The 17,417-nt window shown below is 67.4% G+C and carries 6 protein-coding genes and 1 pseudogene; 2 read left to right on the forward strand and 5 right to left on the reverse strand.

Annotation, left to right across the window (positions count from 1 at the left end):
* Positions 1 to 17: 17 nt before the first annotated feature.
* Complete coding sequence (locus AB5J54_RS34750; RefSeq protein WP_369147899.1) at positions 18 to 2,525, forward strand: RICIN domain-containing protein; 2,508 nt, start codon at positions 18 to 20, stop codon at positions 2,523 to 2,525.
* 227 nt (positions 2,526 to 2,752) lie between these two features.
* Here the strand turns inward: AB5J54_RS34750 and AB5J54_RS34755 are convergent, their stop codons facing one another.
* Positions 2,753 to 3,241 carry a DUF1877 family protein gene (locus tag AB5J54_RS34755; protein ID WP_369147900.1) on the reverse strand — a complete coding sequence of 163 codons (489 nt, stop codon included), beginning with the start codon at positions 3,239 to 3,241 and terminating at the stop codon, positions 2,753 to 2,755.
* A gap of 190 nt (positions 3,242 to 3,431) precedes the next feature.
* Positions 3,432 to 11,078: a DNRLRE domain-containing protein gene (locus AB5J54_RS34760; protein WP_369149556.1), complete on the reverse strand. Its 7,647-nt coding sequence runs from the start codon at positions 11,076 to 11,078 to the stop codon at positions 3,432 to 3,434.
* A gap of 1,494 nt (positions 11,079 to 12,572) precedes the next feature.
* Here AB5J54_RS34760 and AB5J54_RS34765 point away from each other — a divergent pair.
* A pseudogene (locus AB5J54_RS34765) lies at positions 12,573 to 13,260 on the forward strand (transposase family protein).
* Between the two features lie 33 nt (positions 13,261 to 13,293).
* On the opposite strand, the gene AB5J54_RS34770 reads toward AB5J54_RS34765, so the two are convergent.
* From AB5J54_RS34770 to AB5J54_RS34780, 3 genes are all read right to left on the reverse strand, one after another.
* A complete protein-coding gene (locus AB5J54_RS34770; RefSeq protein ID WP_369147901.1) occupies positions 13,294 to 13,698 on the reverse strand; it encodes a RidA family protein in 405 nt (134 codons plus the stop codon).
* 212 nt (positions 13,699 to 13,910) lie between these two features.
* Positions 13,911 to 14,264, reverse strand: a complete 354-nt coding sequence (locus AB5J54_RS34775) for a hypothetical protein (RefSeq protein ID WP_369147902.1) — start codon at positions 14,262 to 14,264, stop codon at positions 13,911 to 13,913.
* A gap of 328 nt (positions 14,265 to 14,592) precedes the next feature.
* Entirely contained in the window at positions 14,593 to 17,328 is a 2,736-nt protein-coding gene (locus AB5J54_RS34780; RefSeq protein WP_369147903.1) for an AAA family ATPase, read from the reverse strand.
* Positions 17,329 to 17,417 lie beyond the last annotated feature (89 nt).

Raw genomic sequence — 17,417 nt, forward strand, 5'->3', positions numbered from 1 at the left:
GTCCTTCGAGGAGAACCATGCAACGCTGGTACAGGACGCCGATCGCGAGGGCGGTCACCGGTGTCGTCGCACTCGCCACCGCCGCGGTCGGCCTGGCTGCGGCGCCCGCCGCGGCCGCAGGGACGACCTACTACGTCTCGCCGACCGGCCGCGACTCCAATCCGGGGTCGTCGTCGAGCCCGTTCAAGACCATCCAGAGGTGCGCCGACGTCGCCGTCGGCGGTGACACCTGCCTGATCCGCGGCGGCACCTATCGGGAGACGGTCACCCCGCCGAGGTCGGGTACGTCCACGGCGCCCATCACCTTCGCGTCGGCGCCGGGAGCGACGGTAACCGTCGACGGCACCGACACCGTGACCGGGTGGGCCCTCGCGAGCGGCAAGATCTACAAGGCGCGGGTGACCCTGGCGGGCACCGCCACGGCCCCCTACAGCTCCACGCAGTACCCCGCCAACGGCGACCTGTGGGCCAACCAGGTGTTCACCTCCGGCTCCCTCGTGCCGGAGGCCGCCTATCCGCCGGCCTCCAGCGACCCGTGGAACCAGTCGTTCATCACCGGCGGCTGGTCCTCCACCCGCTCGGGTTCGGACGCCACCTGCGCCACCCCGCCGTGCACATCGGTCCTCACCGGCACCCTGACCTACGACGGCTTCCCCGCACTCGGCGATATGACCGGTGCCACCGTCTACATGGCGGGCTCCTGGGTCGCCAACTCGGCCACCGTCACGAGCGGCAACCTCAACGGCACCACCAAGGTCCTCAACCTCGGCTTCCCGGGCAGTGACGGTCACGTCACACCGGGCGGACACTCCACGAAGTTCCGTCTGGTCGGCAAGAAGTCACTGCTGACCGGCCCGAACGCCTGGTACTACGACGCCGGCGCCCGCGAGTTGTACCTGTGGGCCCCCGACGGCGGAGCGCCCACCGGAATCACCGCCAAGAAGCGGAACTACGGTTTCAACCTCAACGGCCGCAGCTACATCACCGTGCGCGGGATAGGCCTGTTCGCCACCTCGCTCACCACCGACGACAACAGCACCCACAACGTCCTCGACGGCATCAGGGCCCAGCACCTGTCGACCTGGCAGACCTCGCAGTACGACACGAACCTGCCGTACGCCGGCGTCTACGACGCCAACCACCACTTCGACAGCGGAATCCTGCTCCACGGGGCCGACAACACCCTGCGCAACAGCACCGTGCGCCACTCGATGGGTAACGGCGTCTCCGTCAAGGGAACCGGCCACGTCATCGACGGCAACCTCATCGCCGACGTGGCCTACGGCGGCACCTACACCGCGGCGGTGGCACTGGAGGTGGGAGCCATGGACGTGCAGATCACCCACAACACGATGCGCTCCACCGGCCGGGATGTCGTCAACATGAACACCAACGCGTACCCCAACGCCGGATACAAGAACCTGCGCATCGCCTACAACGACATGTACGACTACGCCAAGATCAACTTTGACCTGGGTGCCGTCTACACCTGCTGCAACACCGCGTACACGGCCACGCGCATGGACCACAACTGGATCCACGACGCGGCCCAGATCGCCAACGGCTTCCACTTCGACAACGGCAGCTACGACGTGAACGTCGACCACAACGTCATCTGGAACATGCTGGGCGGCACCGGCATCTCCCACGGCGGATTCACCCAGTCCGGCGAGCAACTGCCCTACCTGACCGGGAGCATCGTCAACAACACCATCGTGACCGGGTCCGGCTCGACCATCTTCACCTACTACGCCGACCCGCGGCACGTGTCCAACACCGTCGTGCGCAACAACATCCTCGACGGCGCCCACCCGGACGGGCAGACGTACGACTACACCCCGGGCGGCACCCCCGACGAGAGCAACAACCTGGTCACCACCCGCAGCCTCAACAACGCTGCGCCCGATCCGCGGTACACCGCCGCCGGCAGCGGCGACTACGGCATCGAACCGGCATCGCCGGCCGTCGACGCCGGCACCCCCGTCCCGGGTCTGACGGACGGATACTCCGGCACCGCCCCCGACCTCGGCGCGTACGAGACCGGCCAGCCGCGCTGGGTCGCCGGCTGCTCCTTCAGCGGCTGCGCGGACACCACCCCCCGCTCCTTCGCCACGCTGAGCTCCCGGAGCAGCGGCAAGTGCCTGGACGTCCCCGGCGGCTCGATCACGGACGGAGCCGCGGCCGTCCAATGGACCTGCGGCAGCCAGCTCAACCAGCAGTTCACCGCGTCCGACCAGGGCAACGGCTACGTCCGACTGATCAACCGCAACAGCGGCAAGTGCCTGGACGTCGCGAACGGCTCGACCGCCGACGGAGCCGCGGTCGTCCAGTGGACCTGCGGCAACCAGCCCAACCAGCAGTGGACCCTGACCGACACCGGGGACGGCTACCTGCGGGTGGTCTCGCGCAGCAGCGGCAAGTGCCTGGACGTCGCGGACGGCTCGACCGCCGACGGAGCCGCGGTCGTCCAGTGGACCTGCGGCAGCCAGCCCAACCAGCAGTGGAGCCGGCGCGCCGCGGTCTGACCTCCACCGGTGAAGGTGAGGGGCGGGCGCGAACCCAGTGGGGCACGACGAGCCCGGTTCGTCTCGAACCAGGGGCTCGCGCTGACCCCGTCCCACCGAACCCCGTGGCCCTTGTCTCGCCGCCTGGGAACGCATCAGCCCTGATCCGCAGACGACTTCGCCCCGTCGATCACGCGATCGACGGGGCGAAGTCGTTCGGCCCGGGAAGCAGGCCGGTGGATCAGGGCTCAGCCGGAGTACACGCGCTTCACCACAGCCTGGTGGCCGGCGTCTGCGAGTCCGTAGAAATGTTGCAGATTCTGGAGCCGGCGGCGCAGGTCGTCCTCGATCTCCGCCGCAGCGTCACCGACTGCGCCCAGCTTCTTCCGGTGAAGGTCGAACATGGCATCGAACTCGATGCTCGCCAGGTACTCGTGAGCGATGTGGACGCCGTCGGCATCCAGCCAGACCATCATGTCGACAGGAGTGGCAAAGCTCCCCACGTGGACGCCGCCGAGAACCGGAAGAGCTGCGGGGCCGGCCGCCGGGAACTCCTCGCCCGTGAGCAGGAGGTTCACCGTGCGCCATTCTTCTCCGAGGCTGCACAGGATCCCGGACCGAATTTCGCTTGCGAAGACCTCATTGTTCCGGGTCGCAGAGAAAGCCTCTTCCAGGAGGGGAACTCCGCGCTGCAGTTCATCGGCCGGAACCCGGCGCATTCGCATCGAATTTCCCATCAATACTCCATTACGCGATCGTTGTTCTCCGGCTCGAATGCTATCGACGACAGTTTATACCAACCCAGCCCTCACGGAACGGCAGGGGCCGCATCGCGAAATCTCATGACATTCTGCGATGCGGCCCCTGCGTGTCTCTTACCGGTCAAACCAGACGTGCGAATATCGACGGGTCCGACCTATGCGTGGTTCATGCTGCCAGCGCGAACGCCTCCCGTATCATCGCGCCCGACGCCGCGAAGCTGACCGGGTCGTCCAGGATGCCGACACCTCCGGTCCCCACGTCCTCGACGACCGTTCCGATGGCGAGGCCGACCCCTGCGAGTCCCAGTCCCACTCCCGTGGCGATGTCGAGGAAGGAATGGCCTTCGCCCTTGCTCTGGGCGGCCTGACGCTCCGGTTCCTGAGTCCGGTACGCGATCACCCCCGGCGATATGGTCGAAGGCCAGATCTTGACCATCTCGTTCGGCTTCGCGTAGTTGGGAACGACGCCTGGCGGGAAAGCGAAACCGGCTTGCACCACACGGTTGTCGCCGGCGGCCTTGAGCTGCTCCTGGAGATACTTCACCTTGTTTTCGACGTCCTTCTTGCCACGGCGCTCGGCGTCGCCGTCCGCATGCTTGGCATCCCAGACGTAGACCGCGTCGTCGGTCCAGTAGAGGAGGTCCGCATAGCCGTCCTCAAGGCCCGGGTTGTCGGACGATCCGCCCTTGATCTTGGTCTTGCCGTCCCTGAAGGTGTTGCCGGCAGAAGCAGACAGGTCCATGCTCACCTCGCCTCCTCCCATCGGCTGGAATGCCGTCAGGTACGTCGCGACGAACAGGATCGCCGAGTCATGTGCCGAGTTGTACTGATCGAAGTGGCACGAACCGCAGAGATCGTTCGGAGCGTAGAGGAAGCTGCCGCTCCTCCCACAACCGCCGCAGTCGTCGTCGATGCGGTGGCCGTCGAGTTCGACATTGGTCGTGGGGTTTCCGCCCGTGAACGCGTACCGGTTCCCGGTGAACGGGTCCGCGCCGAGGCTCATGTCCGCGAGCGCCCCGTTGTACATGTCCCGGGTGGTGAAGCGGTTCAGGCCCGGGCTGTAGTCCCGGAAGCCCATGTCGTACGTACCGGACTGGGCGTCCCAGCGCTTGCCGTTGTACCGGTACGGGTTGTACGCCTCCTTGGTCGGATCGGCCGCGTCCGGCTTGTCGATACCGGTGAACTCGGACTTGTCGTCCTTGCCGTAGGCGGTGTAGCCGTACGTCGACTTCGTGTTGCCGTTCTTGTCGGTGAGGGTCTCGACGTCGGTGTGGCTGTTGTAGCCGTAGTAGCCGTCCTCGACCGTGCCGTCCGTGTTGTGCTTCACCTGGGACAGGCGCTCGCCCCACGGGCTGTACTGGTACGACTTGGACAGCGCGCCGGCGACCTTCTCGTCCAGGACCTCCTTGGACAGGCCCAGGTACTCGAAGTCCGTCGTCTTGCCGTCCGCCGTCTTCGACGCGGTGCGGTCGAGCGGGTCGAAGACGTACGTCGTGGACTTCATCGCGCCGCCGGCGTCCATTTTCTGGGACTCGACGACGTGGTCGAAGCCGTCGTACACGCTTCGCTCGATGACCTGACCGCCCGCGGTGACGGACTCCTGACGGCCGAACGGGTCGTAGTTGTAGCTCGCCGAGCCGCCCGAGGTCGTCGCCGTCAGCAGCCGGTTGCGGTCGTAGTTGAACGAGGTGGTGGTGTTGCCGACCGTCTGGCTGATGACGTTGGCGTTGGCGTCGTGGACGTAGGTCTCGGTGCCCGCGCCGTTGCCGGTCTTGACCGACTTGGTGAGCCGGTTGGCCGGGTCGTAGGTGTAGTCGGTGGTGGAGTCGAGGTACGCCGCGTTGTTGTCGGCGTTCATCTTCTTCGCCACGTCCTGCGCCTTGCTGCCGTTGGCGTCATAGGCGTAGGTGTGCGACGACACCAGGGTGCCGTTGGGCTTCTTCTCGGACTGGGTCTTGAGCGCCGCGTTGAGGTAGTAGCTGTAGTCGACCGTGTTGCCGTTGGCCTTGGTCTCCTGCAGCCGCTGGCCGCGGTCGGTGTAGGTGTACGAGGTCACCTTCGGCGACGCGTCGGTGGCGGACTTGCCCACCGAGACCGTCCGGACCAGTCCCCGCAGGTCGTACGTGTACTTGGAGAACTGGTCGGGGTGCGTGACCGTGTCCGGCTGGCCGTTGGCGTCGTAGGCGTAGGAGGTGGACTTCTTCTCCTGCCCGGCGAGCGCCTCGGTGACCTTCTGGACCTGGTTGAGGCCGGTGTAGGCGATCGTGTAGGCATCGACCCTGGCACCGGAGGAGGTGTCGTCGATCGATGTCAGGTTGCCGTTGACGTCGTAGCCGTAGGCGAAGGTGTGCTTCTCGGTGTCGGTGTCGCCCGAGTTGTTGCGGACGAGCTTGACGCCGTCGGCGACGACCGCGCCCGCACTGTTCTGGAACAGCTGCAGCTTGGCCGTGTTGCCCTGCTTGAAGGAGAACGATCCGAGGCTGACCCAGGTACCGGTGCCGGCGTTCTGGTCCTTGGTGACGTCAGTGGTGCCGGTGGAGTGCGTGACCGTGTACTTCGCGGCCGTGGCGACTCCGCTGACCTGCGGGTACTTGACGTAGGCGGTGTAGGTGCCGTCCTTGGGGATGTTCAGGGTCCAGGTGAACGCATCGGTTCCGGCGCCGGCGGCGTGGACCTGGTGGTCGTAGCCCTGCTGACCGGAGATGCCGCCCTTGGTCCAGGTCCCGGTGGAAGAGGTGTTCTGAGTGTCGGAGTTGTCGACCAGCGTCACCGCGCTGCCGACCGGCACACCGTCGTCCGACTTGGACTTCAGCTTGCCGTCCGGGAAGTACGACCAGCTCATGGTGCGGTTCGAGGAACCGCCGGCCGAGGAGATCGTGCGGGTGGTCTGCTTGCCGATCTCGTTGTAGTCGTAGGAGGTGACGATGTCCCACGGGTCGGTGGTGGACTTGGCCAAGCCGTTGTCGAAGTAGCCGTAGGTGGTGTCGTTGCGGACCGTCTGGCCCTCCGACGGCGGCGCCGACGTCTTGGAGACCCGGCCCACGTCGTCGTACGAGGTCTGGGTGTAGACGTTCGGGTTGTTGTAGCGGGCGTCCGCCGGGTCGTACGGCTGGAACTTCTTGACCGGACGGTTCAGCGCGTCGTACTCGGTACGGGCGGTGAAGTCGTCCGCCGTGGCCGTGTCCACACCGCGCGGGCTGATCACCTTGGTGGTGTTGCCGACCTGGTCGTACTCGTACTTGGTGGTACGGAACGTCGTCCCGGAGTAGGGGGACTTGACCTGGGTCTGCTTGCCCCGCTCGTCGTAGGTGACCTCGGTGGTGTTGTTCTCGGCGTCCGTGGCGGAGACGACCAGCGAGTCCTTGTCGTAGGACTTCTTGGTGGTCTTGCCCGCGGCATCGGTGACCTGGGTGGCCCGGTGGTTCAGGTCGTAGGCGGTCTTGGTGGAGTAGTCGGTGGTGTCGGCGGTCGCGTTCTTCTTGGGGTCGATGACCGTGACCGGGTTGCCGACGTTGTCGTACTCGTAGGAGACCTTGTCACCGGCGGCGTTGACCGCCGAAGTGAGCTGGTAGATCTCGTCGTAGGTGTTGGTGGTGGTGTAGTCGTTCGGGTCCGCGGTGGTCGCGGTGCCCTTCGCCTCGGTCGTCGACTTGACGTTGCCGACCTTGTCGTAGGTGAAGGTGGACGTGCGCTCCGGTCCCGTAGTGGTGTCCTTCGGAGCGGTCGCCGAGGTGATCTGGTCGGTGGCGTCGTACACCGCCGTGGACACGGCGCCGTTGGCAGCGGTGACGGTGGTGACGTTGTTGTTGGCGTCGTAGACCGGGGCGGGTGCGGTGATCAGGACGCCTGCGGCCTGGTCCTTCGGCACCGTCTGGACCAGCGGACGGCCGAACGTGTCGTACGTCTGCGTGGTCTTCTTGCCCAGCGCGTCGGTGACCTGGGTGACCTGGCCGCGCTCGTCGTAGACGAACGTCGTCGCCTTGCCCAGGGCGTCGGTGATGGTGGCGGGGTAGCCGGTCGGACCGAAGTCGCTGTTGGTGGTCGGGTTGCCGTTGGCGTCGGTGGCCTTGGTCAGCTGGCCGTAGGAGTCGTACTCGTACGACGTCGTGTAGTCGCCGGCCGTGGTGGTGGCGACGCCCTTGGGGTCGGTGACCGTCTTCAGGTTGCCGAAGGCGTCATAGCCGAACTGCCAGGTACGGCCCTCCGGTGACGTCTTGCGGTACAGGTCGGCGGAGTAGCCGTCCAGACGGGTCTGGTACTCGTACTTCTGCGCGTTGGCCGGGTAGACGCCTGGTGCGCAGTCGCTGGACGGCGGAACGCCCGCCTTGTTGTTCTCCGCGTCCCGCTGCCAGAGCGGGTAGCCGGTCCTGGCGTCGTAGCAGTACGCGGTCTTGGCGCCGTTGGCCTCTTCGAGGTACGTGACGTTGTTGTCCGCGTCCCAGCTCATCTTGCTGGTCTGGGACTTGGCGTTGGTCGTCTGCAGCGGGCGGCCGAAGTCGTCGGTCACGTACTCCGTGGCGTGGTTCTCGGCGTCCGTCACGGTGGCGTCGACGAACTTGGTGTTCGCCGTGTCGGCCTTGTACGCGAAGCCGGTGCCACCGCCGAGACGGTCGGTGATCGTCTTGGTCCACCAGTGGTACTTCGGGTCGTCGCCCGTCTGTGGGGCGAAGTACGCCATGTCGGTGGCATTGCCGCGCGGGTCGGTCGCCTTGACCAGCTTGACGTTCTTGTTCCCCTGCGTGGCGTCGTAGGTGAACTTGAACACCTTCGGCTGCGAGGAGCCCAGGCCGTCGGTGAACTGGCCGAGCAGACCCTTGTCGGTGTAGTAGAAGGCGATCTTGCGGCCCGAGATGTCCGTCATGGACTTCACGTGGTCGTAGATCTTGGAGTTGGTCAGGTTCGAGCCGGTGACCTTGGCGCCCGAGTCATTGATGTACTCGTAGGACGCGTCACCCTTCTTGAAGTACTCGACCGTGAGCGACTGACGGCCCGTCGGGTCGGTGATGTACTTGAGGAACTTGGTCGGCTTGTTGTTCGACTTCCGTTCCTCGTAGGTGTACGTCTGGGTGTTGCCGTTCTTCTCGATGGCCGACGTCATGTAGCCGTCGCAGCCGAACACGAACCGCGTGCCGTCGGGACGGGTCATCGTCCAGGCGTCCGGGACCGGGTCCTTCAGCGGGGTGCAGTCCAGACCGGGCTTGGCGGCCAGCTTGTAGTGCACACCGGCCGGGGCCTTCCAGGAGCTGGTGGCCGAGTCCCAGCGGAAGACGTGCGTGGTGCCGTCACCGTCCGGGAGACGGATCTCGGTCGGGTTCGGCTTGGGGTGGAACTCCAGCGGCGCACCCAGCCGGACCGGACCGGCTGCCTGCATCGACCAGCCGTAGCCGGAGACGGTGTCGGAGGTGTCCAGGCTGTTGTAGGCAAACCGAGTGAACGTGGTCAGGCCACGGCCCGGGTTGGTGAACGCGTTGTACGACCAGACGCTGTTGCCCGACGCCAGGTTGTTCATGACCGTGGAGCCGGCACCGGTGTTCTTGCCCGTGTAGGAGTAGAACTTCTCCATACCGAGCTGGTTGGAGGTGGGGTCCTCGACCGCGACGTTCTGGGTGAGGCCGGGGATGCCGGAGGTGCCGGAGGTCCAGGTGCCGGTCGTCTTGTTGTAGACGTCCCAGGTCAGGACGTAGTCCGTGCGCTTGTTGCCGTTGTCCGAGTTGATCGGCGTCTTGATCTGCGCCTGCAGGCTGACCGAGCCGCCCGGGGCGACGTTCGACGGAAGCGCCGTCTGGACCTGGTTGCCGCCGGTGGTGACGTCGCTGCCGTCGGGCAGGGCCCACTTGTAGGTCAGGACGTTGTCCGCCGAGGTCCAGGTGGACGCGGTGGTGTTGGTGAGGTTGAAGTCGACCGTGTAGTCGCTGTTCGGCGTCATACGGGCCGGGGTCTGCGGCGCGTAGTACGTCGAGTCCGTGGTGGAGTCGATGTACGTGACCACGATCCGGGGCGCGAGCCGCGGCTCGGTGCCCTCGGACGACAGGAACAGGGTGCGCTCCTGGGAGGCGGCCTCGTCGGCCATCTTCAGGACGACGCCCTTCTGGGAGGCCGGGGTGGTCACCCAGGACTGGGCGAGGGAGGTGACGTTCCAGTCGTGACGGGCGGGGTCGTTGGTCATGGCCCCGGTGTCGGCGGTGACGGCGCCGAAGTCGCCGCCCGCGGTCGTCCAGTTCGTCGCCGCGTCGGCCTTGGCCCAGGTGGCGGTGGCCTCGTCGAAGTCACGCGTCAGCGGGCGCAGCTCGTAGAGGGCGCCGGTGGTGTCCTGGGCGGTCTGGGTGGACCACAGGCGCACGTTGGCGTCCAGGACCCGGGCGGTGGTGGGGATGCCCAGGGCCGGGAACTTCAGCAGTGCGCGGGTGTCGCCGTAGGTGGCGGAGTTGTTGCCGACGGACAGCCAGTTCTTCGGGCCGGAGTCGTCGATGGTGTCGTGCGCGAGGGTGGACTGCGTCGAGGACAGGGTGGTGTCCTGCGAAGCGGCGTACACCTTCGTCGTGCGGCCGGCCTTCGGCAGACGCACCAGCTGGGTGGGCGCGGCGACGACCTGTCCGTCCTTCGTCTTGACCGCGACCATGTAGTAGTAGGCGCGGCCGTAGGGGTCGGGGTCGTCGGCCTTCGTCGGCGTCGCGGAGGTGTCGGTGTACGACGTGGTTCCGGGCGTGACGGGTGCCACGAGGGTGGCGGCCGAGGGGGTGAAGGTCTGGCTGACCGAGCGGTGGACCTGGTACTCGACGATGTCGTCGCCGGTTGCGACGGGGTCCTTGTCCTGGTACGCGGACCAGTTCAGCTCGGCACCGGTGTCGTGGATGGTGGTCGGGGCGGCAAGGTCGACGCCCTGACGGCCGAAGGTGAGGACGAGACGGGGGTAGTTGGCGGTCTCGCCGCCGTACCCGAACTCCGAGCCCTCGTAGCGCGGACCGCCCTTGGGGCCGTTCGCGGACTCGTCACCGGCCTTGATCACGAAACCGTTGTTGACGTTCGTACCGTCGATCCACGACTGGACAGTCTTGGTGACGGGGAAGGTGTGCCAGGTGTTCAGCTCACCGGGCTGCTTGGTGACCACACCACCCTTCGTGAACCGCACCGCATCGGCAATGACGGACGTGGTGGTCGATGCCGGACCGTCACCGAGAACGATCTTGCCGAGGGTGCCCGCCTTGAACGGGTGCGAGCCGAGGGTCTTCCAGACGCCGGCGGTGCCGGCCTGCTGGTTGACGGTGTAGGCCTTCGTGCCGCCGTCATAGGTGACGGTGAACGGCGCATTGGTGGCACGGTCCGAGGCCGGGACGTTGTGCGTCTCGACCTGATAGGTGCCGTCCTCGGGAAGACTCGGCTGCCAGGTGTACGTGTCACCCGCGACCGAATCCTTGTTGTACATGTACGTCTGATTCACCGCGTACTGCGTGTACGCCGTGTTCCCCGACGCCGGCCACGAACCCACCGCCGCCGTACGACCAGCCTCACCGTTGTCCACGACCACGGCCGTCCCGGACAACTCACCGGTGATCGCGTTCGCGTTGCTCCACGTCGCACCCGACTCGGTCCACGCCTGCGTCGCCCGGTGCGCCTCCAGCTGCACCTCGGTGTCACCCGTGGTGTGCGTCTGGTCGAAGTACATCCGCAGATCGGCCGAGTCCAGCTTGGTGCCGGCCGGGATGCTGCTGACCGGGAAACGGATCAGCGCACGCGAAGAACCCGTGGAGGTGTTACCGACCGACAGACGCCAGTTGTCGTCATAGTTCGTCGTCGCACCGTCCGACGAGATCATCACATCCTGCGCCGTCGACGGCGTCGGAGCGATCGAGATCGTCGGGTCGATGGTCACCGGGTACTGCCGCTCGGGCGCGGCCAGCCACGATGCGTCGGGAGTGACCGTGAGGTCCCAGCCCTTGCCGGCCCGCGTCAGCTTCTGCGTCACGTTCCCGCTGTACGCGGAGCCGTACGCGGCCTTCGCGTCCTTCTTCGCGTCCGTCATGAACGCGGCCGGGATGACGAGAACCGGGTCCGCGCCCTCACCGAAGAAGGAGACCGAGCCGTCCTTGTTCTGCTTCGGCGTCAGACCACCGGTGTTCAGGGTGAACGTGAAGGACACCGGACCGGACGGCTTCGCGTCCAGGACGATGTTCTCCTTCACCCGGCCCGGACCGACCACGTACGACAGATCCGCACCGGACACCGCGTCCTTGTACGTGACCGTGCCGCCCTTGGCCACCGGCGCGAGCTTCCCCGCACCCTTCAGACCCAGCGTCACCGCGTGACCGTCGGCCTGGAAACGCAGCAGCCGCTCCGCGTCCGAACCGAACCAACTGCCCGCCGCGTTCGTCGTGTTGGAGAACGCAAAGCCCTGGGCGTCGGACGGAACGACCGTCGGGTCGATGTCCTGCCAGGACTTCCCCGCCCGATACCCGGTCGGGACGGCCGACACCTCGGCCTGCACCCGGCCGTCGGACAGCTGCCAGTACCGCGCGTTCGCCGTCCGCTTCCCGGTCAGCTCCGCGACCCGCTTCGGCTTCGCGGCGGCTTTACCCTTCGGCAGCTTCTCCCGGCTCGGCAGCACACGCTCACCGCCCGCCGTCGGACTCTCAGGGCCCTTGTTGGCGTCACCCTCATCCGAGAACCAGCTGCCGATGGAGTCGATCAACCCCTTGTCGTCGCCCTGCGGCGGCGAACTGGGGGCCGCATACGCGACCTGCGGCAGCAGTGTTCCCGCTACCGCCGAGACCACAAGGCAGGAGAGATATCTCCTGTAAGGAACTTTCACGCCAATACCTTTCAGCCAAAAGGGCCCGTTTTCGGGCACACAAAGAGGGCGCACACAGTGCGCCCTTGGAGGCCTGCCGGTTCTAGCGGGCGAAGTGATCTTGCGTCAAACACACTCAGATTTAGGGCACTTACCTTGAATGGGAGCGAATGGCCTGCCGATGTGTCCGGCTTATCTGCGTGCTGGGGCGCCATGCCGCGGATGGTCGATGAACCTGGATCCGGCGGCATACGGGTGAGCGATTTCGGGTGAATCCATGGCCGAGCTGTGGCTGTGTTTCGACCGGTGGGCGTGTCTGATGGCCGGGTGGTCGTCCCGGCCGGCGGGGTTTCCGAAGCTTGGTGAGCGGTCCGGCAGGTGTCGGAGGCGCGGAGGGTCGCGGATCAGCGGCTGCACGCCACGGTCGTGTAGCTCAGTGAACCTCTTTCATCCTGGGCTGGTGGGTGAAATGGGCTGGTCAGCGGATGCGGTGACGAGGCAGGGCCCCTCGTCGTTGGCGCGGTGATTCCACTCATCACACCGGCGACCGAAGGGCCCTGTTGGTTCCGTATCGAGCCACGCTCGACGTCCCGCAAGAGCTCGTCGGGCATGTTGCCTGGCTGCTGTACGAGCACCGCCGGACCCGCAACACCCGCTGGCGCAAGCTCGGCTGCTTCGACCAGGCACTGCTCACCCTGGTCCACCTGCGTAAGAACGAGACGTTCAGCTCGGTGCCGGGTTCGCTATATCGCAGGCCACCGCCTGGCGCTACGTGGACGAAGCCCTGGACGTCCTCGCGGCCTGGCGCCAGGTCTGCACGAGGCTCTGACCGGGCTGGGCGAGGGCGACTTCGTCATCGTCGACGGCACGCTGGTCCCCACCGACCGTGTCCACGCCGACGAGCCGTACTACTCGCAGAAACACAAGAAGCACGGCATGAACGTGCAGGTCATCGCCCGTCCCGATGGCACACCGCTGTGGTTCTCCCGCGCGACGCCCGGTCGCACCCACGACCTGACCGCGGCCCGCGCCCATGGCATCGTCCAGGCCTGCCTCACCCGGCAGATCCGCGTCCTCGCGGACCGCGCCTACCAAGGTGCCGGCGCCACCAGCCTGGCGGCTGCTCCGGCGAGCCAGATGCTCCACCCGCCGCATCGGCACCATCGTCCAAGCTGTCCACACGCTGCTGACCTGCAACTATTCAGGATGAAAGAGGCCGAAGGAATCAGGCCGGCCTCCTCACCTATGGCTTCACATCGAGACGCACGAGCGCGCCGATCTCCACGAGTTGGTCCGGCAGTGCCAAGTCGGAAACGCCCATGACCGTGCTGGCGGGCCGGTGCTCCCCGAAGTACTCGGCGTGGAGGCGTGCTGTCGTGTCGAAGTTCTCCCGCAGGTTCCTCACCAGAACCGTGGTCTCCAGTATCTGGCTACGCTCGGCCCCGAACTGCCTCAGCACCAGGTCCAAATTCTCCAGCGTGGTGCGGACCTGCAGTTCGAAGTCGCCGGCACCCACGAAGTTGCCGTGACGGTCATGAGACAGCTGCCCCGACACATAAACCGTGTCACCGGCCTGAGTGGCCTGACTGTACCCGTACAACGACTCCCACGGCATGCCGAACCCGAATGCCTTCACCTGAGAACTCATGACTCACTCCCTTGATACAGCGCGCGGAACCGTCAGTTGCAGACAGCCCCCTTGCGCGTAGAAGTTACGGGTCCGCACAACCGATGCTTGTCTGGTAGCGCCTTCCAAGTGTTCTCTGCGCGCGCGGGTCAAACGGGCTGGCCGACGGGTGTGGTGAGGAGACAGGGCACCTCGTCGTCGGCGTACAGGCTCCAGCGGAGGATGAAAGAGGCTCAGTGGGCAGGGTTGACGAAGTGCAGGGCCTCACGGGCCAGTTCGTCCCAGCCGAGCTCGGAGTCAGGGTCCAGGCTGAGCCACTCGCGCATGAGCCGACCGTGCCCCGGGTCGAAGCGCTCGCCCTGACCGGCGTCCACCAGCTCGTCGACCCGGGACCGTGGGAGCTTCACCACCAGACGGCCCTGCGCGAGCATCGCGAAGATCTTCCCTCCCACCTTGAGGGCAGCAGCGCCGAACTTCCCCTCCCGTCCGGGCTCGTCGCCAGGGACGGTCACCCCGTCCACCTCCGCGAACCGCGCGACCAGCCGCTCGTACTGCTGCTCGGGGGAGACTGCCCGCCGTCGCTGCATCGGCTCCTCGACTCGTGCCGGCCGGTGCGGGGTCTCCTGCTGACCTCCGTCATCTCGGTGACAAGCAGCCTAGTGCTGTGGCCAGGTCAGATTGTGGATCGCTCGCTCCAGCCCGACGACGTGCCGCTCCTACCGGTCGCACGATCAACAGTCCGGCTGCGCGGTCGCCACATGGTCGGGGCCGACGGGCAGCCGTCCAGCCCGGGAGCAAGGTGGGCCGCACCCGTGAGCCGCGTTGTTGATGTGCGGAACTCGATCCGTCCGTGCGGCCTGCTTTTGGGCTGGGCGTGCCGCGTTCTGCGGCGAGGCTCATGGCCCTGCCGCCCTTCTAGCCTTGGGGGAGGGAGGGGTGATCGGTCTGGCTCAGGAGGAGGGGGAGTTCGGTTCGGGTGGTGATGCCGAGCTTGGGGAAGGCCCGGTAGAGGTGGTGGCCGACGGTGCGGGGGCTGAGGAAGAGCTGGGTGGCGATCTGGCGGTTGGTGGCGCCCGTTGCGGCGAGTCGTATGACTTCCCGTTCCTGCGGGCTGAGCCGGCTGAGCAGCGGGTCGGGGCGGCTGTCGGGGTCCGTGGTCTCGCCGGTGGCCTGGAGTTCGGTGCGGGCCCGGGACGCCCATGGCGGGGCGTCGAGTCTGTCGAACGTCTCCAGGGCGGTGCGAAGGTGGTTGCGGGCGTCGGTGCGGCGTCTTTCGCGGCGGAGCCATTCCCCGTACAGCAGCTCGGTGCGGGCTCGTTCGAACGGCTGGGTGGTGCCCTCGTCGTGCAGGCGCAGCGCGTCCTTGAAGTGCTGCTCGGCCTGGTCGTCCGGAGCAGTCAGTGCCTGGCAGCGGTGCGAAAGGGCGAGTGCCGCCGGTTGGCGTGCTGCCTGCGCCCATTGCGCCAGCAGCGTCGCGGGCTCCGTCGCGCGCTCTCGCTGCCCGGCCCGGATCGCGGCCTCCACCAGGTCGGGGAGGAGGAAGGCCGCGAGAGCGGGGTGCCCCACACGGGACCTTGCCGCCTCCAGGTGGGTGAGCGCGCTCGCGGCGTCGCCGAGGCCGAGGTCGAGCAGACCGAGGGCCCGGTGCGCGTGGGCGGCGGCCAGATCGATGCCGTGGGCATCGGCGTAGTCCAGTGCCGCTGTGCTCAGGTCGGTGCACTGCTCCTGTCCGCCCTGGAGGGCGGCGAGTGTCGCCAGGGTCGCGTGCAGGTACGTCTCCCGGTGGCGGCGGCCGAACTGCTGCGCGACGGCCAGCCCCTCCATGGCGGCGCTGCGGGCCTCCTCGTGGAGCCCCAGCGACATGTGGGCCTCGGCGAGCAGGTGCAGCGTGGTGTGGAGCCAGCCGACCACGTCTTGGGCCCGGCAGTCGCGTACGCAGGCGACGGCGATGTCGAGGGTGGTGCGGTGATCGGCGAAGAGCTGGCTGTACGTCCCGGCCAGGACCCTTTCGGCGAATCCCGCCTCCCCGCCCCCGTCCCCGGCCTGCGCATGCCTCATCGTGTCCCTGACCGCGTCGAGGGGGCCGGTCATCGCTCTCGCCATCGCGTACTCCGGCGATTCGGGGAGCCGGGCCGCGACGTCGGCCATCAGCCGGCGGTCGCCGGAGGACTGTGCCGTCTGGACCGCCTCGGTCAGCACCGGGGCCAGATCGGCGGAACGGCCGAGCCGGTCCGCGCATTCGAGCAGGATGCGTGCGGCCTGGCCGGGTGATCCCCGGTCGAGCTCGACGATGGCCCGCACGCGGGCGAAGTCGGCGAGCATTCCCTGGTCCAGGGCGAGCGCGTTGATGCGGTCGGTGAGGGCCGCGGTGCGGTGGAACTGCCCGGCCTCGGCAGAGGTGAAGGCAGCGGCGGCCAGGAGCCGGGCGCGTCCGGCGGAGTCCGCGGTCAGCTGTGCTGCCCGTTCGTAGGAGGCCGAGGCCGAGGCGGTCCCCTGACGGCCTCCCGCCCTCTGCGCGACGCCCACCATCTCGGCAGCGACGGCTTCGTCGGTTCCGGTCGTGGCGGCCGCCAGATGCCAGGCCCGGCGGTCGGCGTGCTGGGCGTCGCCCGGCTCCCCGTCCAGCGCGTCGGCCAGGGCCCGATGGGCTGCGAGGCGCCGGGCCAGCGCGGCGTCCTGGTAGGTGGCGGACCTGACGAGGGGGTGACGGAAGGACAGGGTGTGCTCGGTGAGCAGGACGAGCGTGGCGCGTTCCGCGGGTTCGAGGTCCTCCAGCGTGGCACCGAAGCGCGTCGATGCCCGCAGGACGAGGTCGAGGTCGCCGGAGTCATCGGCCGCGGCCACCAGCAGCATGGCCCGGGTGGCGTCGGGCAGTCGGCGGATCTGTTCCTGGAACGTCTCCTGGATCCGGCTGGAGGGCGAGGACAGCCCGGCGGGGAGGGTGACAGGGTTCAGCTGGCCGGCACGCTGTTCCGCGGTGAGGGCCGCGGGCAGTTCCAGCAGGGCCAGGGGGTTGCCCTGGGCTTGCTCGATGATCTGTTCCCGTGCGTAGGGCGACAGGGTGGCGACGCGGTCGCTGAGGAAGGCGTTGACGGCGGCGGAGTCGAGCCCCTCCAGCAGCAGTTGCGGCAAGCCGGTGATCTGTCCGCCGGGCACACCGTCCCGGACGGCGAACAGCATCACCACGCCCTCGGTGTGGAGCCGTCGGGCCGCGAACGTCAGCGCGTCCAGGGACGCCCGGTCCAGCCACTGGGAGTCGTCGATCAGGCACAGGAGAGGACCGCCGCCCGCGGCCTGCGACAGGGTCGTCAGCACCGCTGTCCCCAGGCTGAACCGGTCTCTCACCGATTCGCCGGACACCCCGAACGCTGCGTTCAGGGCGGCTGCCTGCGGCGCGGGCAGCCGGTCCAGTTGATCGGTGACGGGCCACAGGAGCTGGTGCAGGCCACCGAAGGCCAGCTCCGTCTCCGACTCGATGCCCACGGTCCGCAGCACACGCCCGGGGCCCGCGAGCCCGGCGGCGTACTCCATCAGTGCCGTCTTGCCTATTCCCGCCTCACCGTGAAGCACCAGCGCGCAGCTCGCACCGTCGCCGGCACGCGTGAGCATCCGGCGTATCTGGTCCTGCTCGATCCCCCGCCCGTACAGCATGGGGTCAATCTACCCAAGGATCCCGCCTTCTTGATCATCGCGTTAAGTCATGCCGACCGATGTGCCGGACCGTCAGACCGCCATAGCTT

It is taken from the genome of Streptomyces sp. R44, assembly GCF_041053105.1.
Classification (GTDB): domain Bacteria; phylum Actinomycetota; class Actinomycetes; order Streptomycetales; family Streptomycetaceae; genus Streptomyces.

Coding starts and splice junctions, on each gene's coding strand:
- AB5J54_RS34750 (WP_369147899.1), top strand. CDS start 18: ATGCAACGCTGGTACAGGACGCCGATCGCGAGGGCGGTCACCGGTGTC.
- AB5J54_RS34755 (WP_369147900.1), bottom strand. CDS start 3,241: ATGGGAAATTCGATGCGAATGCGCCGGGTTCCGGCCGATGAACTGCAG.
- AB5J54_RS34760 (WP_369149556.1), bottom strand. CDS start 11,078: ATGATCTCGTCGGACGGTGCGACGACGAACTATGACGACAACTGGCGT.
- AB5J54_RS34770 (WP_369147901.1), bottom strand. CDS start 13,698: ATGAGTTCTCAGGTGAAGGCATTCGGGTTCGGCATGCCGTGGGAGTCG.
- AB5J54_RS34775 (WP_369147902.1), bottom strand. CDS start 14,264: ATGCAGCGACGGCGGGCAGTCTCCCCCGAGCAGCAGTACGAGCGGCTG.
- AB5J54_RS34780 (WP_369147903.1), bottom strand. CDS start 17,328: ATGCTGTACGGGCGGGGGATCGAGCAGGACCAGATACGCCGGATGCTC.